The sequence below is a fragment of the Rhodopila sp. genome (assembly GCF_965277825.1).
Taxonomy (GTDB): domain Bacteria; phylum Pseudomonadota; class Alphaproteobacteria; order Acetobacterales; family Acetobacteraceae; genus Rhodopila.
In genome coordinates this window covers 4,843,677-4,869,072 of the sequence record NZ_OZ255846.1, presented here as the reverse complement: position 1 = coordinate 4,869,072, position 25,396 = coordinate 4,843,677, and the positions used below count along the sequence as shown (strand labels likewise).

Below are 25,396 nucleotides of genomic sequence, written 5' to 3'. Positions count from 1 at the left end.
CCAAGCCGCAGGACAGATGCACCGATGACGACACCTCTGGCCTCCGAACCGTTCGGCCAACTGCCCGACCGTGGTGCGGCCACGCTATTCACCCTTGAAAGCGCCGTTTTGCGCGTACGGATCACCGACTACGGCGGCCGCATGGTCAGCATCGAGGCGCCCGACCGCGACGGACGGCGCGGCCATGTCCTGCTGGGGTTCGACAACGTCGCCGCCTATCTCCAATACGGCGGCTCATTCGGCACCCTGCTCGGGCGTTATGCCAACCGCATTGCCGGTGCAGTGATCAGCTTGGATGGCAAGACCTACGACCTATCCAACAATAGCGGCGCCGACATGCTGCATGGCGGGGCGATCGGCTTCAACCGGGTGGTTTGGTCGGTGCTGACAGCGCAAGCCGAACCGGTCCCCAAGCTGGTGCTGACCCATGTCAGCCCGGACGGCGATCAGGGCTTTCCCGGTGAGGTAACCGCGCGGGCGACCTATGAACTCGAAGCGGATACACTGGCGCTGACCCTTGAGGCACGGACGACGAAGCCGACCGTCATCAACCTTAGCGCGCATCCGTATTTCAATTTGGCCAGCCCCTCCGTCGGTGACGTGCTTGGCCACGAACTGAGCATTGCCGCCGACGCCTTCCTGCCGACCGACGCGGCACAAATCCCGACCGGGGAAATCCACCCGGTCGCCGGCACGCCGTTCGACTTCCGCCATCCGGCGCAGTTAGGCAGTCGGATCAGACATCCCGACCCGCAGCTATTTCATGGCCTGGGCTACGATCATTGCTTCGCTTTGAACACCCATGGTGCACGCACGTTGAAACGAGCGGCGCGGCTACGAGATCCGGTGACCGGTCGGGTGCTGGAGATCGACACTGATCAGGTTGGCCTACAAGTCTATACGGGCAACAAACTCACCGGTGCGTTTGCCGGACATGGCGGAGTGGTCTATCGCCAGTCAGCGGGCTTGGCGTTGGAGGCCCAGGACTTCCCCGACGCGCCGCACCACCCGAACTTTCCGTCCACCAGCCTTGAACCGAACGACACCTACCGTCGGATCATCCGTTATCGGTTCACCGTCGGATAACGATGATCCCGCGGTGCGCCGCGCTATTCAGGCTGATAGGGGACCTCGAGCGGCATCCAGGACAATTTTTTGTCATGCCGCACCAGGACGGCCGCGTAATGGTGCCGTGTCTCGGATTGATCTTCGAACAGCCGCATCGCCTGCTCGGGTTTGGAGACCGGCGTCTGCTGCACTTCGAGGATTACGTCGCCTTTCTGGATGCCGCTATTCGCGGCGGTTCCCATCGGGTCGATCGCGGCGACTGTCACCAGCGATGTGCCTTTGTCACCAGGAGCCGAGGCGAGTTGCAGCCCCAGTTTGCGGTTGGCCGGATCGTGCAGAACCACCGGCTTGGATTGCGGCCATTCGTGGATCTTCACATGCACGGTTTCGTGGATGCCATCTTGACAGATCTCCAGGGCGACGTCGCTGCCGATCGGAGCCTTCGCCGCCTTCCGAGCCAGGTCCCGAGGGTCAGAGACCTTTTCCCCATTGAACGAAAGGATGATGTCGCCGGGCTTGATCTTATCATGCATCATCTTGCCGTCGTCATCGTGAACCGAGGACACCAGCGCGCCTTGCAGGTCAGGGGCATTCAGCGCCTGCTTCAGCATCCAGCTCACCTGCTGCGTATAGATCGGCAGCATCCCTGCGCTGATTTCACCGGTCCGCATCAGACGCTCGAACACGAAATGCAGATCGTTCGACGGAATCGCGAAACCCAGTCCGACCGATCCGGTGCCCGGCGCGAAGATCACGCTGTTCATGCCGATGACCTCGCCCGCGGTGTTGAACAGCGGGCCACCCGAGTTGCCATGATTGATCGCCGCGTCAGTCTGCAGATAGTCGTCGAACGGGCTTTCCATGATGTCGCGGTTGACCGCACTGATGATGCCAGCGGTGACACTGTTGTCGAATCCGAACGGACTGCCGATAGCTATCACCGTGTCGCCGACCCGCACCTTGTCGCTATCGCCGAAAGGTACATACGGCAGACTGTGTGGAGCCTTAATCCGGATCAAGGCCATGTCTGCCTTCCCGGGCATGCCGACGACCGAGGCTTTGTAACGTTCCCCGTCTGAGGTCTCGACGAACAGCGCGGCTGCATCCTCGACCACGTGCCTGTTGGTGGCGATGAAGCCGGTCGGTTCGATGATGAACCCCGAACCGGTGGCTGTGATCTGATCCGAGGCTGTCTGATCCGTGCTCGTAGCCTTGGCCACCTGAGATCCAGACTTGGCTTCCTCGGGTTTCGCGATACGAACGGTGATGATCCGAACCACGGCCGGAGACACCTTGGCCACTACGGCGGCGATCGGATCACTGCCTGCGTTAGCCGCTACCGCGGCGATGATGCCAGCCGAGTCCGCGAGCGAGATCCCCGGGCTGAACACGATCGCGATCAAAAGGATGAAAGTTGCAAGCGAGCGGCGGGTCGGTCTCATGATTGAGAATTCCATGTCAGGCACCACGCGGCGCCACCGGAAACATCCGCCTTCACTCGGTTGTTGATTACGCAGTGATCGACTGCGCAAGTCATGAACAGTGCCGATCAGCCCGGGTCCTTGATTTGGACCCGGACTGAAAGAACGACAATGCTACTGTTGCTTTGCCACGCCCATTGGGGACTGGCCGTGCGACAAGGTGCTCTGAGTCTGCTGCTTGTAGGCGCCGCTGGCGGGTCCGACCATGGTCGGGCTGTTGCCGTCCTGGGTCTTCTGCTTGTAGGCGCCGCTGGCGGGTCCGACCATGGTCGGGCTGTTGCCGTCCTGGGTCTTCTGCTTGTAGGCGCCACTGGCGGGTCCGACCGTGGTCGGGCTGTTGCCGTCCTGGGTCTTCTGCTTGTAGGCGCCACTGGCGGGTCCGACCGTGGTCGGGCTGTTGCCGTCCTGAGTCTTCTGTTTGGTCGCTTGGGCGAAGGCCGGGGCGGCAATCAGCAAGCCGGCGCCAATAGCCATCGCGGAAAGACTGAGTGTTTTCATAACATGCTCCTGAGGATGCAAGGGAATTGCGAGGCAAGGTAAATCGTATCAGGATGCCATTTCCTGCGCATCTGCCGCCAACATATACATTTTCGGGCATTTATCAATCAGACGTGCGTCATGTGATTTTCGGATGGACGGCATGCGGCCAGGGGATGCGTGCGCTTCGACTTGCCGCGGCGCGACGAAGACCCCGGAGGTGAGTTGAGTTCGCCTTGATACGCAGTTGATAAGGCCACATAATCCCGGCATCACGTTTCGTTTGCGCAGAGCCTGTAACGGGCCGCGTATAACGACGATGACTGCGCTCTGGATAAATTGACTTTAATTTTACATCACTGGTCTTGACAGGTTTGCCGTGTCTTCAGGGGTATGCATTATCGAAAGTCTCGCGTCGGCACCTTGATGCCGTTGCCTGCGGCAATCCGTAAGTCCGGCACGTAGATATCTCGGCTGCCGACGATTTTTCTGCCGCGTGGATCCGGCGTGCTATCGCGCCGGGCTTCGTCGCCGCGACCAGCCGGCAGCGGAAACGCCTCATCGCGTTCGCCCACCCCGCGCAGCAGTCCTGACAGATCGGTCAAGTGCTCAGCGATCACGTGAATGACCTCGCCTTCGCGCTGCAGCTTGCCGCGGCAGGCGAGCATGCTGGCCGACAGCACCAGACGGCGTTGCGCCTCGAAAACCGACGGCCAGAGGATCAGGTTGGCGTGGCCGGTCTCGTCCTCGATGGTGACGAACAGCACGCCTCGCGCGCTGCCTGGGCGCTGCCGGACCAGGATGATGCCGGCAACCTCCACCCGCTTGCCGTCGCGGATCGTCGCCAGATCGGCACAGCGGACGATGCGCCGCGCCGCCAGATCGGCGCGCAAAAAACTCACCGGATGGCGGCGCAGACTCAGGCCGGTGCTGCGATAATCCTCCACCACCTGGCGCCCGGCCGTCATCGCCGCCAGCGTCACCGCCGGTTCGGCGTCTGGTTCCGCCGGTATGCCGTCGAACAATGGCAGCCGCGTGTCCGAAAGCCCGCGGATCGTCCACAGCGCCTGGCGTCGATCGCGCCCCAGGGTCTGGAATGCGTCGGCCTCCGCCATCCGCTCGAGCGCCGCGACCGGTACTCTCAGCCGACGCCACATATCCTCGATCGAGCGGTACCCGGCCCCCCGATGGCTGATCATTTCGTCAGCCTGAGCCGCGGCAAGGCCCTTCACCATGCGCAAGCCGAGACGCACGGCATACTGTTGCTCGATTGCTTCGGCGGAGTGGCCGTTGCCAGCCCGATGACGGACTTCCCCCGACTTGCGGCGGCTTTCCAACGTGCAGTCCCACACTGATTGGTTCACCGAGACCGGCCGCACCTCCACACCATGCAGTCGCGCATCGCGCACGATCTGCGCGGTGGCATAGAACCCCATCGGCTGCGCATTCAGCAGCGCGCAGCAGAACACATCCGGGTGGTGGCATTTCATCCAGGCCGAGGCGTAGGCGATCAACGCGAAACTCGCGGCGTGGCTTTCCGGAAAGCCGTAACTGCCGAAACCCTCGATCTGGGAGAACGTCCGGTCGGCGAAGTCCGCGGAGTAGCCACGCTCGACCATGCCGGCGATCAGCTTCTGTTTGAAATGCGAGACGCCGCCGGTGAACTTGAACGTCGCCATGCTGCGCCGCAGTGCATCGGCTTCGGTGGGCGTGAAGCCGGCACAGACGATCGCCACCTGCATCGCCTGTTCCTGGAACAGCGGCACGCCCAGGGTTTTTTCCAGCACCCGGCGCAGTTCCGGGGTCGGATAAACCACCTGCTCTAGCCCATCGCGGCGGCGCAGATACGGATGCACCATGTCGCCCTGGATCGGCCCCGGGCGCACGATCGCCACTTGAATGACGATATCATAGAACGTGCTCGGCTTCAGCCTCGGCAGCATCGACATCTGCGCCCGGGATTCGATCTGGAAGGTACCCAGCGTGTCGGCCTTGCGGATCATGGCGTAGGTCGCGGGATCTTCCGCCGGGATCGTCGCCAGGTTCAGCCGTTGGCGTTTATGTTCCGCTAGAAGATCGAATGCACGGCGCATGCAACCCAGCATGCCCAGGCCCAGCACGTCGACCTTCATGAAGCGCAGAACGTCGATATCGTCCTTGTCCCACTCGATCACCTGGCGGTTGACCATGCTGGCCGGCTCGATGGGCACTAGGTCGTCCAGACGATCTTCTGTCAGAACAAAACCGCCAGGATGCTGCGACATGTGCCGGGGAAAACCGATCAGCTCCCGAGCCAGGTCAAGGGTCAGGCGCAGCCGGCGGTCGGCCAAGTTGAAATTCAGTGCCGCGGCGTGTTCCTCGGCGACGCCTTCCTCGCTCCAGCTCCACACCTGGGACGCCAGTGCGCCGGTCACGTCCTCGGTCAGCCCCAGCGCCTTGCCGACATCGCGCACCGCGCCGCGGCCGCGATAGCGGATGATCGTCGCGCACAACGCCGAACGGTGGCGGCCGTAGGTTTCGTAGATCCACTGGATCACTTCCTCACGCCGCTCATGCTCGAAATCCACGTCGATATCGGGCGGCTCGCGGCGTTCGGCACTGACGAAACGCTCGAACAGCAGGTCACTGCGGGTCGGGTCGATCGAGGTGATGCCCAGCACGAAACACACCGCCGAATTGGCCGCCGATCCGCGCCCCTGGCACAGGATGTCCTGTGACCGCGCGAACCGCACGATGCTGTCCACGGTGAGGAAATACGGTGCGTATTGCAGCCCGTCGATCAGGTCGAGTTCATGACGAAGCTGCTTGCGGACCTTGTCGGGCAGCCCGTCCGGATATCGCGCCGCGGCGCCTTCCCAGGTGCGCTGCTCCAGGGTCTGCTGCGCCGTCAGGCCGGCGATGTGGACTTCGTGCGGATACTGGTAACGCAGCTCATCGAGGCTGAAACGGCAGCGTTGCGCAATCTGCTGGGTGTGGGCGATGGCGTCGGGATGGCGAGTAAACAGTCGAACCATTTCTTCCGGCGACTGAAGCTGCCGCACCGCCGACCATTCCCGGCGGTGCCCCAGCTCATCGATGCCGCAGCCCTCGCGGATACAGCTCAGCACGTCCTGCAGGATGCGTCGGCCGGCGGCATGATATAGCACGTCGTTGGTGGCGACGGTGGGCACGCCCAGCGACCCCGCCTGATCGGCGATGCTACGCAGCCGCACCGCGTCGTTGGGCCGGTGCATCAAGGTCAGCGCCACATATCCCCGGTCGCCGAAGTCGGCCTTCAGGCGGCGGATGTTGGCCTCGGTCGGATCGGTGCAGAGGATCGCGACCAGCCCCTCGGCGGCTGCCGCCAGATCAGGCCAGTATAGTTCGCATTTGCCCTTGCCGGCGCGTCCCTTGCCGACCGACAGCAGCCGGGTCAGCCGGGAATACGCCGCCCGATCGGTCGGATACACCAGCACCGAGGGTCCATCGGCCAGATCCAGCCGGCATCCGACGATCAGCCTGATCCCGGCCTCGCGCGCCCGCTGATGCGCCCGCACGATGCCGGCGAGCGAGTTGCGGTCGGTGACGGCGAGCGACTTCATGCCAAGCACAGCCGCTCTGGCGATCAGTTCCTCGATATGCGAGGCACCACGCAGAAAGCTATAGTTCGTGGTGACCTGGAGTTCGGTATACATCGGGTTCAAAAAACCCCGTGCAGGAACCAGCGCATATCGCCGCTGTCGGGATCGCTGCCATTGCCGCGCCGGAACAGCCAGAAGCGGCGGCCGTCCTCGTCCTCGACCCGGAAATAGTCGCGCACCGAGGCCCATTCGCGGTCGCGCTTCCACCATTCCCCGGCAATCCGTTCCGGGCCATCGGCGTGACGCACGCGATGGCGCACCCGCCGCCAGGTGAACGCGACCGGCGGGTGATCCGGCAGCAGCGCCATTGCCTCCACCGGCTGTGGCGGGTGCAACAGCCGCACCGGCCGGGGCAGGTCCGCCGGCCAGCCGCCGTTGAGGCGCGACAACGCCGGCACCCGGCGCACCGATCGTTCCGGCACGTCGCTTTGCACCGCGGCGACGCGGTAGACCTTGGCCTCTCCCAAGCGGTTGGTCAGCCGGTCCAGCAGCGGCGCGAGGTCAGGGGTCGGTTCCGCGACCAGGGACGATGCGGTCTGCACAAACCCCAGAGCATCGGCATTGGCGACCACCAGCCGCATCGCCTCCACCCCCAATCCGGGATCGATTTGTTCCAGCCGTTCATTCAGCATGCGCCCGAGATGACCCGCATCGCGGCCGGGACGAGCCAGGCCGATGCGGATGGCCTGCATCGATCCATCCAGGCGTTCGAACAGCAGGTCCAACCGGCGCGCACCCAGCCCGGCGCGTTCCAGATCGCCACAGACCATGTCGAGCAGCCGAGCGATGACGCAACGGAAGGCTTCCGCCGTTAGCAGCGGCTCGACAAACCCCAGCCTGGCCTGGATCAACGCTGGTGGCACGACCGGCACGATCGGTTCGAACAACCGCCCCGCCGCCTGGTCCAGCCTCGATGCCACTATCGTCCCGAAGCGTCGGACCAGAGGTGCTCGGGCGGCGGCGGCCAAGGCGCCAACCCGCTCGAACCCCATCAGCCGCAGATCGGCCAGCACATCGGGCGGCAATCGCAAGGCCTCGATCGGCAGCTTTGCCATGACATCCGCATCCGGGGGCACCACGCCGCCGCCGCCAAATCGAGCGACGGCGTGCGCAACGGCGGGGGTATCGGCGACGGCGGCATGGGCGGTCCAGCCTTGGTCGCGGAACCGGTGCAACAGATCACGCAGTAGCCAGGTTTCCCCGCCATGCAGATGCGCGCTGCCGGTGACGTCGATCCACAGCCCGTCGGGTGGATCGGCCGCGGTCAGCGGTGCATAGCGCAGGCACTCCGCCGCCAGTCGCTGCAATTCCGCTGCATCGCCTGCCGGGTCGGCGTCATGCACCAAAAGCCCCGGAACCAAGGCCTGCGCTTGGGCCAGCTTTATTCCCACCCGCAGCCCTAGCTTCGCCGCCGAGGCATCCACTGCCGTCACTATCCGGCCGATGGCGGTGATCACAGGAAGAAGGTCGGGGCGCTGCCCCGAACCCCGCCAAGGGCCGTGGCCCTTGGAACCATGACTTAAGGGGAGATGAGAGGGGGGCGACCGAGACGGTAGCCCTGTCCGTGTTGCCCCCCTCTCATCCCCCCTTAAATGATCGGGATCAAAGGGGGCACGCCCCCTTTGCGGGTCCAGGGCAGCGCCCTGGCCTTGCCTTCCCTCAAGCCGCCCGAGACGATCGGTCGGAAAGCTCGGAAACCAGACCGAGACGACCCGTCGCATCGCAAGCCTCCACTATCCAGGACCCCGGCTCACCGCCGCGGCATCGGGTCAGATCCAGCCGCCAGCGGGCGCGTCCCAGGCCCGGCGTATCCGGGGCGTGCGGCAGGGCGGGTGGCGAGGCCAACGCGGTGATCCGCCAGCTTGTGACAGCGGCGCTGGGTTGGTTCAGCACCGGATCGTCGAAGCTTGGGCTGCGGCGGATCAGGATCGCCAGGATGCCGGCCTGCTCCGCCGCCAGTTGCAGCCGGCGCGAGGCGACCAGGGTCAGCCGCCCGGTGTGTTCGGCCACCACGGCGGCGAGACCGCGATGGCGCAGGCCTTCTTCCATCACCGCCAGCACGGCCTTGCCGGCTTCGGCGAATACCACCCGGTCCGGCTGCAGCCCGGCACCGGCAAGGCCAGGGGCGAACAGGTCGGCCTGTCGCAGCACCCACAGGATGGGACCATCGAGCCGCGCCAGGATGCCAGCGGTGAACAGGCTGGCGGCGGCGGCATGTTCGGTATCGGGTCCGGCCGAGGCGGCGTCATGCAGCGCGCCCAGGCGAATGCCGCCGGTGGGCAACACTTGATCGATCGCCTCGATGCCCAAGGGAAGCGACCGTTCCGCTAGCCCGCGGACGTGACGACGTTCGATCCGAGCGATCCGCTGCCGCAGCAGGCTGATCGCCGGTGACGGCGGACGCGACGGCAAAACCCCGGCAGACGAAACTCCGGCAGACGAAACTCCGGCAGACGAAACTCCGGCAACAGCCTGCGTTTTGGCGGTTGATTCAGTTGGTCGGTTTGGTCTGGCGGGGATAGCGAAGTTTGAGAACATAGAAAGAACATAACGCGCCGACCCAGCGCGAGTCGAGTCGCATCTTATTGCCAGTCGGCCCTCATACGATTGACCCGTTGCAAGGCGAGCCGCGCCTACCGCTTGGCTGAGCGAAAATTAAGGCCGCCGGACGCGCCACAGCGCCCCCAACTTGTGTCCCAAGAGCGGTTCATTCCCGGTTATTCGAACAAGCCGCCGGCGATCGGGCCCAACCCGGTCATCCAACCGACCGCGAGACTAACCGCCGCGAACATAACGCCGCGACAGGATCCGCAAATGATCGCGGAAATGCGGCCGCAGCCGTTCCGTCCAGGGCGTTGCGGCCGCGTTCTTCCAGTCCGCGCCGGTGCTCACCTCGGGCGAGGCCAGGTGATACAGCGCCAGATAGCGATGGGTGCCCTTCGGGTCGCGAAATCGCCGCGCCGACAGCACGCCAGGGACGGCGGCCAGGGCAGGGATGTGCTCGTGGTCATACCATTCGTTGAACTCGGCCTCGTGTTCGGCGACCACGTTCATCGCATTCACCAGCAGACCGCCAGCCCCGGCCGGACTGTCGGCCTCACCGGGCAAGGTCTGCTCGCCGTCGAAGCGGATCAGCCGAGTACACATCGGGCCGACCCGTTTCGACCACGGCGACAGGTTGTCGTGGGCGATGTTCAAGTACGGCCCGCTCGACAGCACCGCCAGGCTTTCAAGGTTGTAGCCGGCGACCGCCTGTTTCGGATTGGCGACGCCGATCCAGCGCTCGCACAGCCCAAATCCGGGCACGCGCTGACGTTCCGGCAGGTGCTCCAGGTCGTACCAGTCGTGAAACTCATCCTGATGCGCGTTGCTGAAATCGAACGCCACCAGAAGGATACCCTTGGCCATCGCTACGCCTCCTCAGTTGGTTGGACGCTCGCCGCGCCAGAGCCCGGCGCGATCGTGCTCAGGTCGCGATCTGATCCAGTTCCCGTCCGGCATGATCCGGCGTGAACCACCAGACCCCCAGAGCCATGCAGGCCATCGCCGCCGGGATCAGCAGGAACGCCGCGGCGAACGACCCGGTGCGCTGCTGCAGCCCGACCGCCAGGAATGGCCACAGCACGAAGCCGAACAGCCAGGCGACCGACCAGGAAAACCCATTGCCGATGCCACGGATGCGGGTCGGATAGACCTCCGCGGTCAGGATCATGCTGGGTCCCCAGAAACCCAGGAAGCCGATGCTCCACAGCAGCCCGTAGATCCACAATTCGGTGTCGGTCTTGGCAAATACCCAAAGCGTGATGAACACTGCCCCCTCCGCCAGCATCACGTAGAACGCGGGGCGCCGCCCGAAACGGTCGGAAATCCAGCCCGAGGCGAGCAGGCCGAGGAATCCCACCAGCCCCCACCAGATGTAGAACTGCCCATACATCGCGGTGGACCAGTGCCGCTCTTGCGCCAGATACAGCGGCATCCAGCCCCCGACCGTGCCATAGATCGTGGTCGAGCAGCAGGCGATGAAGGTTGCCACCCCGGTGTTGCGCCGCATGTCCGGCAGGAACAGTTGCCGCAAGGGGATTCGTTTTGCCTTGCTGACCCACTCCCGGTCGTCGGCCGACAGCGGCGCGCCGCGCGCCTCGGCTCGGGCAATGCGGGCCTTGCGATCCTGCATACGCACCCAGTATGGCGACTCCGGACACTTCGCCCGCACATAGACCGCGATCAGTGCCACCACCGCGGGCACCGCGAATGCGAAGCGCCAGCCGAAATCAGCGATGATGTAGGTGGCGATCGCGCCCGCCAGGGCGGCGCCGAAGCACCAGGTGCCTCGGCTGATGCCGATGACCCGCCCGCGCAGCCGCGCCGGCCAGGTCTCCGCCACCAGCATCGATCCCAGCGACCACTCGCCGTTCAGTGCGAAATTCACCACGCAGCGGACCGCGACGAACGCGGTCCAGGTGGTGCAGATCGCCAGCACCGGCATCATCAGCGAGAACAGCGCGATGTTGATCGCCAGCAGCGACCGGCGTCCGTAGCGATCCGCCAGCCACGGCCAGACGAACATGCCGGCGATGCCGACCAGCAGCGCGATCTGCAACCCCGAACGATACTCGGGGATGGTAAGTGCGAAATCCTTGATCAGCAATGGCGAGGCGAGCGCGAAGATCACCCCGTCCATGCCGTCGAATCCCCAGCCCAGGCCGTTGGCGACCGCGATATGGATATGCGTGGGCGTGATCCTGGTCTGCTCCGAGGCGGCACGGAATGCGGCGGACTCGCGATATCGTTCTTCAAGCGAACCAGCCTCGGGCGTGAGGATTTCGGCGCCTGCGACGGCACTCATGATCTTGGTGCTCCGTGTCTCCCTGCCGGGCAGTAGGCCCGCGGAATTCGGATCAGTCCAGACCCTGACTACTATGTGGCTGAAATTCGCGGGTGGAAGCCAGACCCGGGATGGAGGTTCCGCCGCGTGCGATCCTGTTCCAGCCAGAAGAACCGGGTAATCTCGGCAGTGGCATCGACCGGGGCCGCGCGACGGCTTCTCAACCCGGTGATGCGTTCCGATTTTTGCGCCTACACTGGCATGTCGAAATCGCTGGAACCGAGTCGCCAACCATGTTGCACGTGACCAAACTGGCCGTCGGAGTGCGTGACACCGACCATCTGCGCCGAATGCAGGCCACGAGGATGCGGGATCATCCGCCGTTGCGTCACCGCACGCGCAACTTCCCCAGGCGGCGGTCCGAGGTGATCGACGGCGGCTCGATGTATTGGGTCATCGCCGGCACCATGCTGGCTCGCCAGCGGATACTGGACATCATCGAGGACCAACGCGACGACCAGACCGCCTGCGCCAGTTTTATCCTTGATCCCGAAATCGTTGCGCTGGCCGGGCGCCCAACCCGGCCGTTTCAGGGCTGGCGCTATCTCGATCCCGATGGCGCGCCGCTCGATCTGCCGGCGATCGGCGCGATCCTCGGCCTCGACAGCCTGCCGGCGGCGCTGCGCCATGAACTGCGCGCGCTGTGCCTGCTCTGACCCAAGCCCGCAGGTCGCGTCCGGGCAAGACCTAATCCGTCTGATCCGTGGACGCACATTGGATTTCGCACGCGTGCTGCCAAATCCCATCTGCCTGGTTGTCGGGACATCCGGCTTCCCGCCACAGGAAGTAGGCGCGCTCGCGGATCTGCTCCTCGAGCCTGATCTTATGTTCGGTTTTCGTTTGAAGGGAATCACCATAAGGCATCAATGGCCCGCCCCGACTGACGTGTAGTCTGGCTTTCAGTTTTTCCTCTTCGTGATGCGGAACTATCTCTGCCGCGGCGGCAGCCTCCAAAGCCTTCTGTTCGAAATCGGCCTCTCTTAGAGCTGTGACGTCCGCTTCGATCTGCACCGGAAAAACGTGCAATACGTTGTTCTTGTCATTCAGAATATCCACGAGACGCTCTTGCATCGGTCAAATCTCTCTTGTCGTTACGACGCCCAGTTAATATGAGTCTCTTGAACCACAACGTTGCTTGTTTGCAAGCTAAATCCTGGGCGACGAAACCCATTGAAACAAGCTCGCTCATTTTGCACGACCAGGCGGATGCGCGGATCATGGCGGTGCTGGTGCTGGCGCTGCTCGTCCACCCGCGACAGCCATCGTCAGAGAACTGTAGCTGCTGGGTTGCGGAGCCCCAGGCGGAGGCGCAAAGACCAACAGAATGACGCACGTTCACGTGATCGGGGCTGGGCTCGCCGGCCTCTCCGCAGCGTTGGCACTGACCGCCCTTGGTCGCTCGGTAACCGTTCACGAGGCTGGCCCGGCCGCCGGCGGGCGCTGCCGATCCTACTTTGACAAGGAACTCGGCCTGCGTATCGACAACGGCAATCATCTGCTGCTGTCGGGCAATTCGGCGGCCAACAGCTACATCGCCGAGATCGCCGCGACGGGTGCGTTCAGCGTCGCAGGCGAAGCAAGCTTTCCGTTCATGGATCTGGCAACCAGCGAACGCTGGTCGGTGCGTCCCAACCAGGGTCGGATCCCCTGGTGGATCTTCACTGCCAGCCGCCGCGTCCCGGCAACCCGCGCGTCGGACTATATGCAAATGGCCCGTATCGCCCGCATCCGTGACGACGCCTCGGTCGCCGAAAGCATGCGTCCCGGCCGGCTGTACCGGCAACTCCTGGAACCGATCGCCATCGCCGCCCTTAACACCCCCCCGCGCGAGGGGCTGGCACGCCTGCTCGCCGCAGTGATGCGCGAAACGCTGCTGCGCGGCGGGGCCGCGTGCCGGGCGATGCTGCCCAGGGCCGGGTTGTCCGAGGCGCTGGTCGATCCGGCCACCGCCACCTTGCGGGCACGCGGCGCCGAGATCGGGTTCAACCGCCGGATCGCCGGCCTGACCATCGAGAACCGCACGATTACCGCGCTGCGCGGCCCCGCCGGCCCAATCGTTCTAGGTGTCGACGATGCGGTCGTGCTCGCCGTGCCGCCCTGGGTCGCGGTGGAACTGGTGCCGGGACTGGTCGGCCCCGACGCGTTCGAGGCAATCTTGAACATCCATTTCCTGCACGCGGCCGACCCATCCGGGCCGCTAGCCGAGGCCGGCTTCATCGGCCTGACATCGGGAACCGCGGAGTGGCTGTTCATCAAGCCCGGGCACGTCTCGGTCACCATCAGTGCCGCCAACCGCATGGTCGATCACCCGGCCAGCGCGATCGCGGCCCTGGTCTGGCCCAATGTAGTGGACGCGCTTGGACTGCCCCAAGACATGAAACGGACGCTGCCGCGCTATCGCGTGGTCAAGGAAAAGCGCGCCACCTTCGCCGCCACCGCCGCGCAAGAGGTCAGGCGGCCGAAGCCGCGAACCGCACTGGCCCGCAACCTCGCGCTGGCGGGTGACTGGACAGACACCGGCTTGCCCGCCACCATCGAGGGCGCCATAAGGTCCGGCCGCTCCGCCGCGGAAGCTCTGCGCACGCTCTGATTGCAAGGAAGCCCACAGGAAAGTCACACGGGGAAGCCATGGACCTCGATACGATGACCGCCCCGGTTGTCGACGACCCCGCGTTGCTCGATGCCATCTCCCGGGCGACGGATGCGCTGATGCGGCATCAGAGGCCGGACGGGCATTTCGTCTTCGAGCTGGAGGCGGATGCGACGATCCCGGCCGAGTACGTGCTGCTGGAGCACTTTCTGGATCGCATCGATGCGGAGCTGGAGGCGCGCATCGGGGTCTATCTGCGCGGTATCCAGGGCGAGCATGGCGGTTGGCCACTGTTCCATGACGGCGGGTTCAACGTGTCGGCCAGCGTGAAGGCCTATTTCGCGCTGAAGGCGATCGGCGACGATCCGGACGCCCCGCATATGCGCCGCGCGCGCAACGCTATCCTGGCCGCCGGTGGCGCGGAGCGGACCAACGTGTTCACCCGCGCCCAACTTGCGTTGTTCCAGGCGGTGCCGTGGCGGGCGGTGCCGGTAATGCCACTGGAGATCATGCATCTACCGCTGTGGTTTCCATTTCACCTGTCAAAAGTATCCTACTGGTCGCGCACCGTGATGGTGCCGCTGCTGGTGCTGATGGCGCTGCGGCCGAAGGCGCGCAATCCACGCGGGATCGGCATTCCCGAGTTGTTTCGCACGCCCCCGGATCAGGTGACTGACTGGATCCGGGGTCCCTATCGATCGGCGTGGGGCCGCTTCTTCAAGGGTGTGGATGCGGCCCTGCGCGCGGCCGAACCGCTGTTTCCAAAGGCGTCCAGCCGCGCCGCGATCGACAAGGCGGTCGCCTTCGTAACGGAACGGTTGAACGGCGAGGACGGGCTGGGCGCGATTTACCCGGCGATGGCCAACACCGTGATGATGTTCGACACGCTGGGCTATCCCGCCGATCACCCCGACGCCGCGATCGCCTGGCAATCGGTGCGCAGGCTGCTGGTGATCGAGCCCGATCGCGCCTACTGCCAGCCCTGCCTGTCGCCGGTGTGGGACACCAGCCTCGCCGGCCACGCCCTGGCCGAGGCGGGTGTCGCCACCGACGCCGCCTGCGACTGGCTGCGTCCGCTGCAGATCACCGACGTGGTGGGCGATTGGGCGGTGCGCCGGCCCGACCTGCGGCCTGGCGGCTGGGCGTTCCAATACAATAATCCGCACTATCCGGACGTCGATGACACCGCCGTGGTCGGCCTGCTGCTGCACCGCAACGGCCACCCCGCCCATATCGGGGCGATCGAGCGTGCCCGCGAATGGATTATCGGCATGCAGTCCTCCGACGGCGGCTGGGGCGCGTTCGAGCCGGAAAACACCCACCATTACCTGAATCACATCCCGTTCGCTGATCATGGCGCGCTACTTGACCCGCCGACCGCGGACGTCAGCGCGCGCTGCGTGTCGTTTCTTGCGCAGATCGGCATGGCGGCCGACGACCCGGTGATGCACCGCGCGGTGTCCTACCTTCGGCGCGAGCAGGAAGCGGATGGCAGTTGGTTCGGCCGCTGGGGCACCAACTACATCTACGGCACATGGTCGGTGCTCTGCGCACTGAACGCCGCCGGCCTGGCGCACAGCGATCCGACGATTACCCAGGCGGTCGAGTGGCTGGTCTCGGTGCAGCGCGACGACGGTGGCTGGGGTGAAGACGAAGAGAGTTATGGCGACGCGCCGCACGGCCGCTACAAGACCAGCACACCAAGCCAGACCGCCTGGGCGGTGCTGGGCCTGATGGCGGCGGGGGCGACCGACCATCCGGCCACCGCGCGCGGCATTGCCTTTCTGGCCGGCGTGCAGAAGGCCGATGGCGAATGGACCGAGGCGGCCTACACCGCGGTCGGCTTTCCGCGCGTGTTCTATCTGCGCTACCACGGCTACAAGCTGTATTTCCCGCTGCTCGCACTCGCCCGCTACCGCAATCTGCGCCACGGCAATGCGAGCCGAACCGAGTTCGGCATCTGAGTGAAGCAACCCGGCCTGGCATCGTCGTCGGTCTGGCCGCAGAGGTGCGCATCGCCGCCCGATTTGGCTACCCGGTCGAGGCCGGCGGCGGCACTCCCGCCGGAGCGGAGGCCGCCGCTCGCCGGCTGATCGATGCTGGCGCCACCGCATTGGTCAGCTTCGGCCTGGCCGGAGGCCTCGATCCGGCGCTGCGTCCGGGCGAGGTGATCGTGCCGTGGGCCGTGCTGTCGAACGGCGGGACGTGGCACGCCGACCGATCGCTGGCTGAACGGTTCGGCGGATTGACCGCTCATACCATCCTGGGTGGCCGCGAAGTTGCCGCAACCGCGACGGAGAAACGATGTGTCTACTTGTTGACGCAGGCGCACGCCATCGACCTTGAAAGCGGTGCGGTCGCGGCCGCGGCGGCCGCACATGGACTGTCTTTCGTCGTGGTCCGGGCGATCTGCGACCCGGCCGAACGAGATTTGCCTCCGGCAGCGCTGCTCGCACTCGGTCCGGATGGCGCGATCAACCTGTGGCGCGTCTTGCGTTCAGTTTTTGGCGATCCGCGCCAGATCGCCCCTCTGCTTGCGCTGGCGCACGATGCCAGAATCGCCCGACGCGCGCTGCTCGGACTGGCCGCGCGGGTTGACGCGGAACGGCGAGGCGAGGACGCCTGAGGTCGCAGCGAACCATGGCGTCCTGGGATCAATGCATCGGCGCCCCGTCCGGATAATCAGCTAGCCGACCTGTCAACGGTCCCCGGGTCGGGGTGATGACAGGGCAGGGCGCTCATCCCCACCCAAGCCATGTTCAACCCGGATCCGCCTCGGAGGAAGTCAAGAGGTCCAACCGGTAGCGCCGATGTCGCTCCCGGCGGGTGACCCGCAGCGCCGCTTTCGTCGCCTCGACAAAACGATCGGGCGCGGCGTCGCTCGGGCTCGGATCGTCGGTTTGGCCGAGCCAGTTGACCAGCACGACCGCGCCGCCGGGCATCAGGCAATGCAATACGTGCCCCGCGCAGGCCGCGATGTCGGCGGCCGACAGGAAGTACAACACCTCGGAGAACACGATCAGGTCGAACCGGCCGGCCGGCCATCGCGCCGGCACCTGCTTGCGTTCGAAGCGCACTTGTGGCTGGTCGGCACAGCGCGCCCGGGCAGCCGGCAACGGGTCCTCCACGATATCGATCCCCAGCAGGCTATCGCATCGCGGTGCCAGCATCCGGGTCAGTATCCCGATCGAACAGCCGACTTCCAATGCCGAGCAGAAGCGACGATCGCCCAGGGCGTCCAGCGTGTGCCGATATTTCGCCTGTTCGTAGCGGCTGGTGTTGAACCGCCATGGGTCAGGGTTCGCCTGGTACAAGCGTCGGAAGTGGCTGGCGGGACGCGAGTCCGTCATGGCCGGATGAACGTCTCGAACGCGGCGTCGAACACCGACAGCAGCGCGGGCGGCAGCCGGAATCCAGCCGGATCATCGGTGATCAGCCCGCCGTATTGGGAGCGATGAGCCTTAAGGGCCGCCCGTTTGGCGCCCAGGAACGGACTGATATCCAGCCGGCAGCCGACCGCCGGTCCAGCCGGGATCGGGGTTTCGGCCGCCAGGGTCCATCCCCAGACCGGGAAGGCGAGGTGTTCGATCCCAGTGCTTTCCGCCACCGCGGCGGCGATCAACGAGGCCGCCGTGTGATCACAATGCGGATCGTGCCTCCAGGGCGCCAGAATCGCCGTGCAGGCTGACTGGTCGCGGATCAATTCGGCCAGTTGGGCCACCACCGCGGCAAACGCCGGACCGCCGTGCGGCGCGGCGGTGTCCGGCTGTCGCAGCAGAACCAACCGGTCCGGCGGCAGCCCAAGGCAAGCCGCTGCCTCGCGAACCTCCAGCGCCCGCAGCGCGCGGAGACGGTCCGGGGGGAAGTCACGCGAATTCGGGTGCGAGCCGGCGCCGTCGGTCAGGATAACGACCAGCGGCATCCGGTCGGCGGCGGCGCACATCGCGATCAAGCCGCCGCAGCCGAGGCTCTCGTCGTCGGGATGTGGCGCCAGGATCAGGCAGGTGCCGCATCCGATCACGTCGTCGAGACTGCCCACCTTCAGTGCCCGCCAGGCGATCTGACACTCCCCGGCCGTGCTCATAGCCGATGTTCCGCATGATCGGCGAACCAGGTTGCCGCCTCGGTCAGCACCTCATCGGGCGCCGGCTGGCGCAGGTAGGTGGACAGGTCGCGGCAGATCAGTTCGATCGGGTTGCCTTGGCGAAACGCCGACAACCCCACCGAGCGCTGCACCAGCCGCATCGCGTCCAGACAGGCGGTCTCCACGGCGATCCGCGCCAGGCCCACGGTTGCCACGCGATAGCCGGTTTCGGCGCTTTCGTCCTCGGCGACCCGAGCCGCCGACTTGACCCATAGACGACTGGTCTCACGTGCGATGATGGCCTGGCCAAGCCTGGCCTGCACGTGTGGATTGTTGAGCCGGCCGAATTGTCGCAACTGCTCCGCCGCATGGTCGATCAGGGCGATCAGCCCGCCCAGTGCCACCGCCGATCCGCGCCAGGCGCCGGCGGAAAAATCCGGCTCTCGCATATAGTCGCCGGCGCGTCCCAACAGGCGATCCGCCGACACCTCGCAGCCGGTAAAATCCACCGTCCCGGTTACCGCCGCGCGCATGCCTTGCAGCGGAGACGGCAGCGGCGTCACGGTCTCGCCAAGGCCCAGAGGAAGGGTCAGCATCCGTGTGTCGCCGTCGGCGTCGCGGGCGGTGACCAAGGCAGCCGTGGCATGGCCGGCTGCCGAGCAGAATTGTTTGCCCCCGGTGAGCAGGACGCGCGCGCCGGCCCTGCGCATGCGCAATCCATCAGTCGGCGGATCGGTCACCCACAACGCATACAGGCGGTCTGGCTCCGGGCGCGCGCCTTGGCGGGCCATCAGGTGCAAGGCGTTGACATGCGCCTCCAGGATCCGCCCGACCGAAAGATTGCCGCGTCCGACCAGTCCGAGCAGGCAGGCGAGTTCATCCGTTCGGCTGGGACGGAGCATGCCGGGATCAAGCGTGTCGCGATCAAGCTCGTCACGCTCGAGCCGTTCGTGATTGAGCCCGTCGTGATCGAGCCCGGCGTGATCGAGCCCGGCGTGATCGAGCCCATCGTGATCGAGCAAGGGCAGTTTCGGCGATAACGCGCCCGCGGCGCGCAACTTTTCGATTTCCTGTGCCGGAAACACCGCGTCCCGATCCAGCGCATCGGCGCGGCTCCGCATCCAGGCAACCAGGTCGCCAACCGCGGTCAACAAAGTCGACATGGCTAATCCGCCGCCAGCAATTCGGACCGCGACAGCGGCTTGAGCAGGGCCTCGGCCGCGGTGATCTCAATCGCCAGGTCACTGAAGCGGACCCGCCGGCGCCGCAGCATCGGACTGACGGTCTCCAGGTGTGCCCACGCCGCGCCGAAGCGGCGCAGGGCCAGAGCCTCGGCGAGGCTTCGGGGCAACAGCGCCAGAGCGCCGGCCAAGCCGGTGTCCATCAAGCCGGTGCAGGCGCGCCGCACCCGCCGGCGCAGGCGATAGCGACGGAACGCATCCCCGGCCGGCTCGACCTGATCATCGGTAAATTCGTCCTGCCGCACCATCCGACGCCGGATCGCATCCGCCATGCCGCCCTCGGCGCGGCCGACCACGCGGCCGGAAACGGTTACCCGGATCGCGGGATCGTGCCGCAACCGCGCATCCATCGTCCACAACGCCCGAACGAACGCGCGGTCTTCGCCCGAAGCGATCGGCGGAATGCCGCCGACCCGGCGAAATGCCGCGACGCCAACCGCCAGGCTGGCGCCGGAGGCCTCGGTATGGCGCGGCGGCGGGTCGTGCGGTTCGGGATCCAGCATCCAGGCCAGATCATCCAGCAGCGCGATCAACCGGCACTCCAAAGCGTCATCCTGGTGCAAATGAGCCGGGATCAGGGTCGCCTCCAGCGGATCGATCACCGCGCGACCACATACTACGTCCGCACCGGCGGCCAGGCCGGTAACAGCGCGCGACACCCAATCCGGCGGCACCGTTGCGTCGGCGTCGGTGGTCAGCAGCACGCCATCGGAGCCAGCCTCGGCCGCCGCCACCGCCATCACCAGGCGGCGCGCGTGGCCGGCGTTCGCTTCCGCCAGCGGCAGGTCGCGGCTGACGATCTGTAGCCGGAAGCCAAGATCGGGCGCCAACGTCTGGGCAATCGCGGCGGTGGCGTCGGAGCAATTGTTCAGCAACAGCACAACCAGGTCGGGAAGCAGGATTTGCTCGTTTAGTGCGATCAGGCAGGGTTCGATGCGCGCTGCCTCGTCGCGCGCGGGAATTGCGACAACAGTTTTGTTAGCCACGAGCGAACCGCGCCATGGTATGGTTTCCTACCGACAAATGTGTGCTTGTTGGAGAGGTGGACCGTCGCGGTGCGGATACGACCCAAGGTCACCGAGGTGTTATGCCGCTTGTGCTGACGCATAAGCAACGTATAGGCCGCGCATGACACAGAATATCGAGACCGACGTGGCGATCGTCGGGGCTGGCCCGGTTGGGCTGTTCGCGGTTTTCGAGCTGGGCATGCTGAAGCTGACCAGCGTATTGATCGACGTACTGGCCGAGGTCGGCGGCCAATGCACCGCGCTGTATCCGGAAAAGCCGATCTACGACATCCCGGCGCAGCCTTCGATCGAGGCGGGCGCCCTGATCACTCGGCTCGAGCAGCAGATCGCGCCGTTCGCCGCGCCGCGTCTGCTTGGACGCCAGGTCAACGGCCTGCGCGGCGAAAGCGGCGGCTTCAGCTTGACCACCGACCGGGGCGACAGCGTGCGCGCAAAGGCGGTGATCGTCGCTGCCGGTGCCGGCGCGTTCGGCCCCAATCGGCCGCCGCTGGACGGCCTGGCCGCCTACGAGCTTTCGCGATCGGTGCAGTACTATGTCCGCCGCCGCGAGGATCTGCGGGGCAAGCGCGTGGTCATCGCCGGGGGCGGCGATTCCGCTGTCGACTGGGCATTGGCACTGAAGGATATCGCCCGGGTCGCCGTGGTGCACCGCCGGCCGAAATTCCGCGCCGCGCCGGAAAGCGCCGCGCGATTGGACGCAGCGGCGCGAAACAATGAGATCGAATTGGTGATCCCGTACCAGTTGCACGCCCTGGCCGGGACCGATGGCATACTGTCGGCGGTCGAGGTGGCGACGCTGGACGGCGCGGTCCGGTCGCTGCCGGCCGACGTGCTGCTGCCGTTCTTCGGACTGTCGATGGATCTCGGTCCGATTGCCGCGTGGGGGCTGCAAAGCGAGCAGCATCACGTGACCGTAGATCCCGCCACGTGCCAGACCAGCCAACCCGGCATATTCGCCATTGGCGACGTGGCAAGTTATCGCGGCAAGCTGAAATTGATCCTGCAGGGCTTCAGCGAGGCCGCCGTCGCGGCGCACGCGATCTTCCCGATCGTCCACCCGGATCGGGCACTGCACTTCGAATATTCCACCAGCAAAGGCGTCCCGACATAGCCGGGCCGGGCAGAACGAGGTGTCCCCCCTTGCCGCCTTTGCCTCGGTCGCCGGGTCAGCCGTCCGTCATGCCTGCTTATCCGCATGGCCCCGCGCCAGCCGCGCCCGATATTAACTTACCCCAGCGTTGCGGACATCAAGGTTGCCTGACCTGGACGCCTGTGGCATCCGCAGCGCTTGCTGGAAGGTGGTCTGTTCCCGTGACTGTTTCTGACGTTCCGCGCCTCGGCTTTGGCTTCACCTTCCCCGATTTAGCGGACCGCGATGGACTGATCCGGCTCGACCGGCGGTTCCTGGATAGTCTGGCGGCGCAAGATGGGGCCTTGCATCAGCGTTTGCTGGCGGCGCGGGCCACCCCGCAGGCGATGAGCAACCGCGATGAGTCCGATCTGGTGGTCGCCCTGGGGCCGCATCTGGATGGGTTCGTCGCGGCGCTGTTCGGTATCGAGGCGCAAACCGGGGCCTTGGCGCAACAGACCCTGGCGCTGGACCCGATCCACGCCTGCAAGCGGCTGTTCGTGCAGCGGCAGGCGGTGAAGAAATACCCCGACCCGTCCGGCTTTGACGGGCCGGCGTTGCGCGCCGCGCTGCAGGCGCGGATCGGCACCGCGTTGACCGAACGTGGCTTTGCCACCCAGGTCCAGGCCTGGGAAGCCGACGCCGAGGCTTTGGACGTGGCGCTGCGCTATGCGGCATGGGCAACGCTGACCCCAGACGGGCAGGCGTTTCACCGCGGCGGCACACTGTTTCGGGTGCCTGCCAGGGTCGATCCGCAGCATCTGGTGCCGGTCGAAACGATCGAGCGCAATGGCGTCGCCATGCTGCGGCTGCCGGAACATGACTGGCGGCATCGCGAAGGCTTCGCGTTGACCGATCACGGCATGAACACCCAGCAGGCACTGGACCAGGTGAACTACTGCATCTGGTGCCACACCCAGGGCAAGGATTCTTGCCGCCACGGGTTGAAGGACCGCAAGGCCGGGGGATTCCAGAAATCGGTGTTCGGCGTCACCCTGGCAGGCTGCCCGCTGGACGAAAAAATCAGCGAGATGCACACCCTTCGTGCCGCCGGCCATGTGCTGGGCGCGTTCGCCACCATCGCCATCGACAATCCGATGATGGCGGCCACCGGCCACCGTATCTGCAACGATTGCATGAAGGCCTGCATCTACCAGAAGCAGGAGGCGGTCGATATTCCGCAAGCCGAGACCTCGATCCTGAAGGACGTTCTCAAGCTGCCCTGGGGGTTCGAGATCTACGCGCTGCTGACCCGCTGGAACCCGCTCGATATCCGCCGCCCGCTGCCCCGGCCCGATAGCGGGCGCAAGGCCCTGATCGTCGGCCTCGGTCCGGCCGGTTTCACCCTGGCGCATCACCTGATGAATGACGGGCATACCATCGTCGCCATTGACGGCCTGAAGATCGAGCCGCTGGGGATCGACGCATCCGCCCCGGTGCGCGACGTGGAGACGTTGTTCGAGAACCTCGACGACCGGGTCATGGCCGGGTTCGGCGGTGTCGCCGAGTACGGCATCACCGTTCGCTGGAATAAGAACTATCTGAAAATCGTCCGCCTGCTGTTGGAACGGCGCGCGGAAAGATTCGCGCATTTCGGCGGGGTGCGCTTCGGCGGCGGCGCTACCCTGTCGATGGATGATGCCTGGGCGATGGGCTTCGACCATATCGCGCTGTGCATGGGCGCCGGCAAGCCAACCGTGCTGGACATTCCGAACGGCCTCGCCAGGGGCGTGCGGCAGGCCTCCGACTTCCTGATGGCGCTGCAACTGACCGGGGCGGCGAAGCAATCCTCGGTCGCCAATCTGCAGCTTCGCATGCCGGTGGTGGTGATCGGCGGCGGCCTCACCGCGATCGACACCGCGACCGAGAGCCTCGCCTACTACGTGCGGCAGGTGGAAAAGTTCGCGCTGCGCTACCAAACCCTGGTGGCCGAGAACGGCGAGATGAAGGTCCGCCTGCCGTGGACCCCGGAACAGGCCGAGATCGCCAATGAATTTCTCGCCCATGCCGCGGCGATCGAGGCGGAACGTGCCGCCGCGGCGGGGCAGGGGCGGCCACCGGCGCTGGCGGCATTGCTGGACAGTTGGGGCGGCGCCACCATCGCCTATCGCCGCCGCCTGGTGGACAGCCCGTCTTACACGCTGAACCACGAGGAAGTCGCCAAGGCGATGGAGGAAGCCGTCCGCTTCGCCGAGGGCCTGAGCCCCGTCGCGGTCGAAACCGACGCTCACGGCCACGCCGCCGCACTGCGCCTCGCGCGCGCCAACGGCACCGAGGCAACCCTGCCGGCGCGCGCCATCCTGGTTGCCGCCGGCACCCAGCCGAACACCGTGCTGGCCCGCGAGGACCACCGCATCCAGTTGGACGGTCGCTACTTCCAGGCGATCGACGAGACCGGCGCCAAGGTCGAGCCGATCCGCGGCCTGGCCAAGCCCGACGATGCCCGAGTGCTGATGCACCGCGCCGAGAACAGCCGCTTCGTCAGCTTCTTCGGCGACCTGCACCCCAGCTTCTTCGGCAATGTGGTGAAAGCGATGGGCGGCGCGAAACGCGGCTACCCGGTGGTGTCCCGCGCGCTGGCGGCGCAACCGGCCAGCGCCGTCGCCGGTCCCGACCTGATCGCCGCCGCGCGCGACAGCCTGACCGCCAGCGTGCATGCGGTGCACCGCCTGACGCCGACGATCATCGAGGTGGTAATCCGTGCCCCCGCTGCCGCGCGGGCGTTCCAGCCCGGCCAGTTCTACCGGCTGCAGAACTTCGAGGTGCTGGCCGCGCACGACGACGAACCCGGCATCGGCCGCACCGTGCTGAACATGGAAGGCCTGGCGATGACCGGCGCCTGGACCGATCCAGACGCCGGGCTGGTCAGTGTCATCGCGCTGGAAATGGGCGGCAGTTCCGACCTCTGCGCCATGCTGCGGCCCGGTGAGCCGGTGGTGCTGATGGGCCCGACCGGCACCGCGACCGAGATCCACACCAATACAACCGTCGCTCTGGTCGGCGGCGGCCTGGGCAACGCGGTGCTGTTCTCGATCGGCGCGGCGACCCGGGCGGCGGGTTCGAAGGTGATCTATTTCGCCGGCTACAAGGCGATGCGGGATCGCTACAAGGTGGCCGAGATCGAACGTGCCGCCGATGTCATCGTGTGGTGCTGCGACGAGGCCCCGGGCTTCGCGCCAACCCCCGACCGGCCGCAGGATCGCAGTTTCATCGGCAACATCGTGCAGGCGATGGCGGCCTACGGATCGGGTGCGCTGGGCCCTCAGGCGGTGCCGCTGGTCGAGGCCGAGCACATGATCGTCATCGGCTCCGACCGTATGATGCAGGCGGTCGGCGCGGCCCGGCATGGCACCCTGGCGCCGTACTTGAAGCCCAACCACAGCGCCATCGGCTCGATCAACTCACCCATGCAATGCATGATGAAAGAGGTCTGCGCCCAGTGCCTGCAGCCGCAGGTCGATCCCCAGACCGGGGAGCGGACGGTGGTGTTTTCGTGCTTCAACCAAGACCAGGCGCTGGACCGGGTGGATTTCCCGGCGCTGCACGACCGGCTGGGGCAGAACGGCACGCATGAGAAACTGACCGTGCAGTGGATCGATCGGTCACTGAGGCGACTGGCGATGCGCCAAGGCATCGCGGCGGAGTAGTGCTTCGGCGGAAGCCCATTCGTGGACGGTCTCAGGCGAACGCTTTGAGGATCAGCGCTGCAACACCGCCAATCAGGAGGGTGAGTTGCCACATCAGCAGGGTCAGGTGCCCGTCGATCTTCTCAATTTTCAGGTCAATGTTGGCG

The 25,396-nt window shown here is 65.8% G+C and carries 19 protein-coding genes; 7 read left to right on the top strand and 12 right to left on the bottom strand.

What is annotated here, in order from left to right; translation table 11 throughout:
• The first annotated feature begins 24 nt into the window (after positions 1 to 24).
• Entirely contained in the window at positions 25 to 1,086 is a 1,062-nt protein-coding gene (locus ACQY4T_RS23405; RefSeq protein ID WP_428535575.1) for an aldose epimerase family protein, read from the top strand.
• Between the two features lie 23 nt (positions 1,087 to 1,109).
• Here the strand turns inward: ACQY4T_RS23405 and ACQY4T_RS23400 are convergent, their stop codons facing one another.
• From ACQY4T_RS23400 to ACQY4T_RS23370, 7 genes are all read right to left on the bottom strand, one after another.
• Positions 1,110 to 2,510 carry a trypsin-like peptidase domain-containing protein gene (locus ACQY4T_RS23400; protein ID WP_428535573.1) on the bottom strand — a complete coding sequence of 467 codons (1,401 nt, stop codon included), beginning with the start codon at positions 2,508 to 2,510 and terminating at the stop codon, positions 1,110 to 1,112.
• Between the two features lie 153 nt (positions 2,511 to 2,663).
• On the bottom strand, positions 2,664 to 3,047 hold the full coding sequence (locus ACQY4T_RS23395) for a hypothetical protein (RefSeq protein ID WP_428535571.1): 384 nt from the start codon (positions 3,045 to 3,047) through the stop codon (positions 2,664 to 2,666).
• A 377-nt stretch (positions 3,048 to 3,424) separates the two neighbouring features.
• Positions 3,425 to 6,700 carry an error-prone DNA polymerase gene (locus ACQY4T_RS23390; protein ID WP_428535569.1) on the bottom strand — a complete coding sequence of 1,092 codons (3,276 nt, stop codon included), beginning with the start codon at positions 6,698 to 6,700 and terminating at the stop codon, positions 3,425 to 3,427.
• 5 nt (positions 6,701 to 6,705) lie between these two features.
• Positions 6,706 to 8,103, bottom strand: a complete 1,398-nt coding sequence (locus tag ACQY4T_RS23385) for a Y-family DNA polymerase (protein ID WP_428535567.1) — start codon at positions 8,101 to 8,103, stop codon at positions 6,706 to 6,708.
• A gap of 202 nt (positions 8,104 to 8,305) precedes the next feature.
• A complete protein-coding gene (locus ACQY4T_RS23380; protein ID WP_428535565.1) occupies positions 8,306 to 9,058 on the bottom strand; it encodes an ImuA family protein in 753 nt (250 codons plus the stop codon).
• Between the two features lie 363 nt (positions 9,059 to 9,421).
• Positions 9,422 to 10,054 carry a hypothetical protein gene (locus tag ACQY4T_RS23375; protein WP_428535563.1) on the bottom strand — a complete coding sequence of 211 codons (633 nt, stop codon included), beginning with the start codon at positions 10,052 to 10,054 and terminating at the stop codon, positions 9,422 to 9,424.
• A 58-nt stretch (positions 10,055 to 10,112) separates the two neighbouring features.
• The gene (locus ACQY4T_RS23370; protein WP_428535561.1) at positions 10,113 to 11,492 is read right to left on the bottom strand and encodes an MFS transporter; all 1,380 of its coding nucleotides are present in this window, start codon (positions 11,490 to 11,492) and stop codon (positions 10,113 to 10,115) included.
• A 272-nt stretch (positions 11,493 to 11,764) separates the two neighbouring features.
• On the opposite strand from ACQY4T_RS23370, the gene ACQY4T_RS23365 reads away from it, so the two are divergent.
• A complete protein-coding gene (locus ACQY4T_RS23365) occupies positions 11,765 to 12,187 on the top strand; it encodes a DUF1489 family protein (RefSeq protein ID WP_428535559.1) in 423 nt (140 codons plus the stop codon).
• A gap of 31 nt (positions 12,188 to 12,218) precedes the next feature.
• Here the strand turns inward: ACQY4T_RS23365 and ACQY4T_RS23360 are convergent, their stop codons facing one another.
• Positions 12,219 to 12,602 (bottom strand): DUF2934 domain-containing protein, encoded by a 384-nt coding sequence (locus ACQY4T_RS23360; protein ID WP_428535557.1) that lies wholly within the window; start codon positions 12,600 to 12,602, stop codon positions 12,219 to 12,221.
• A 253-nt stretch (positions 12,603 to 12,855) separates the two neighbouring features.
• On the opposite strand from ACQY4T_RS23360, the gene hpnE reads away from it, so the two are divergent.
• The 3 genes from hpnE to ACQY4T_RS23345 are packed head-to-tail and all read left to right on the top strand — an operon-like array spanning position 12,856 to position 16,747.
• A complete protein-coding gene (gene hpnE, locus ACQY4T_RS23355) occupies positions 12,856 to 14,121 on the top strand; it encodes a hydroxysqualene dehydroxylase HpnE (protein WP_428535555.1) in 1,266 nt (421 codons plus the stop codon).
• A 53-nt stretch (positions 14,122 to 14,174) separates the two neighbouring features.
• The gene (gene shc / locus ACQY4T_RS23350; RefSeq protein ID WP_428535553.1) at positions 14,175 to 16,085 is read left to right on the top strand and encodes a squalene--hopene cyclase; all 1,911 of its coding nucleotides are present in this window, start codon (positions 14,175 to 14,177) and stop codon (positions 16,083 to 16,085) included.
• A gap of 44 nt (positions 16,086 to 16,129) precedes the next feature.
• Complete coding sequence (locus ACQY4T_RS23345) at positions 16,130 to 16,747, top strand: hypothetical protein (protein WP_428535551.1); 618 nt, start codon at positions 16,130 to 16,132, stop codon at positions 16,745 to 16,747.
• A 133-nt stretch (positions 16,748 to 16,880) separates the two neighbouring features.
• On the opposite strand, the gene ACQY4T_RS23340 is transcribed toward ACQY4T_RS23345, so the two are convergent.
• From ACQY4T_RS23340 to ACQY4T_RS23325, 4 genes are read right to left on the bottom strand one after another with little or no spacing between them, the layout of a single operon-like run.
• Positions 16,881 to 17,471, bottom strand: a complete 591-nt coding sequence (locus ACQY4T_RS23340) for an SAM-dependent methyltransferase (protein ID WP_428535549.1) — start codon at positions 17,469 to 17,471, stop codon at positions 16,881 to 16,883.
• Positions 17,468 to 18,205: a PIG-L deacetylase family protein gene (locus ACQY4T_RS23335; RefSeq protein ID WP_428535547.1), complete on the bottom strand. Its 738-nt coding sequence runs from the start codon at positions 18,203 to 18,205 to the stop codon at positions 17,468 to 17,470. Before ACQY4T_RS23335 ends, ACQY4T_RS23340 begins: the two co-directional genes overlap by 4 nt.
• The gene (locus ACQY4T_RS23330) at positions 18,202 to 19,368 is read right to left on the bottom strand and encodes an acyl-CoA dehydrogenase (RefSeq protein ID WP_428535545.1); all 1,167 of its coding nucleotides are present in this window, start codon (positions 19,366 to 19,368) and stop codon (positions 18,202 to 18,204) included. The genes ACQY4T_RS23335 and ACQY4T_RS23330 overlap by 4 nt, the downstream gene beginning before the upstream one ends.
• Before the next feature lie 2 nt (positions 19,369 to 19,370).
• A complete protein-coding gene (locus tag ACQY4T_RS23325) occupies positions 19,371 to 20,432 on the bottom strand; it encodes a glycosyltransferase (RefSeq protein ID WP_428535543.1) in 1,062 nt (353 codons plus the stop codon).
• 142 nt (positions 20,433 to 20,574) lie between these two features.
• Between ACQY4T_RS23325 and ACQY4T_RS23320 the strand changes: the two genes are divergently transcribed.
• Both ACQY4T_RS23320 and ACQY4T_RS23315 read left to right on the top strand, forming a co-directional pair.
• On the top strand, positions 20,575 to 21,585 hold the full coding sequence (locus ACQY4T_RS23320; RefSeq protein WP_428535541.1) for an NAD(P)/FAD-dependent oxidoreductase: 1,011 nt from the start codon (positions 20,575 to 20,577) through the stop codon (positions 21,583 to 21,585).
• A gap of 200 nt (positions 21,586 to 21,785) precedes the next feature.
• Positions 21,786 to 25,250: an FAD-dependent oxidoreductase gene (locus tag ACQY4T_RS23315; RefSeq protein ID WP_428535539.1), complete on the top strand. Its 3,465-nt coding sequence runs from the start codon at positions 21,786 to 21,788 to the stop codon at positions 25,248 to 25,250.
• The last annotated feature ends 146 nt before the right edge of the window (positions 25,251 to 25,396 follow it).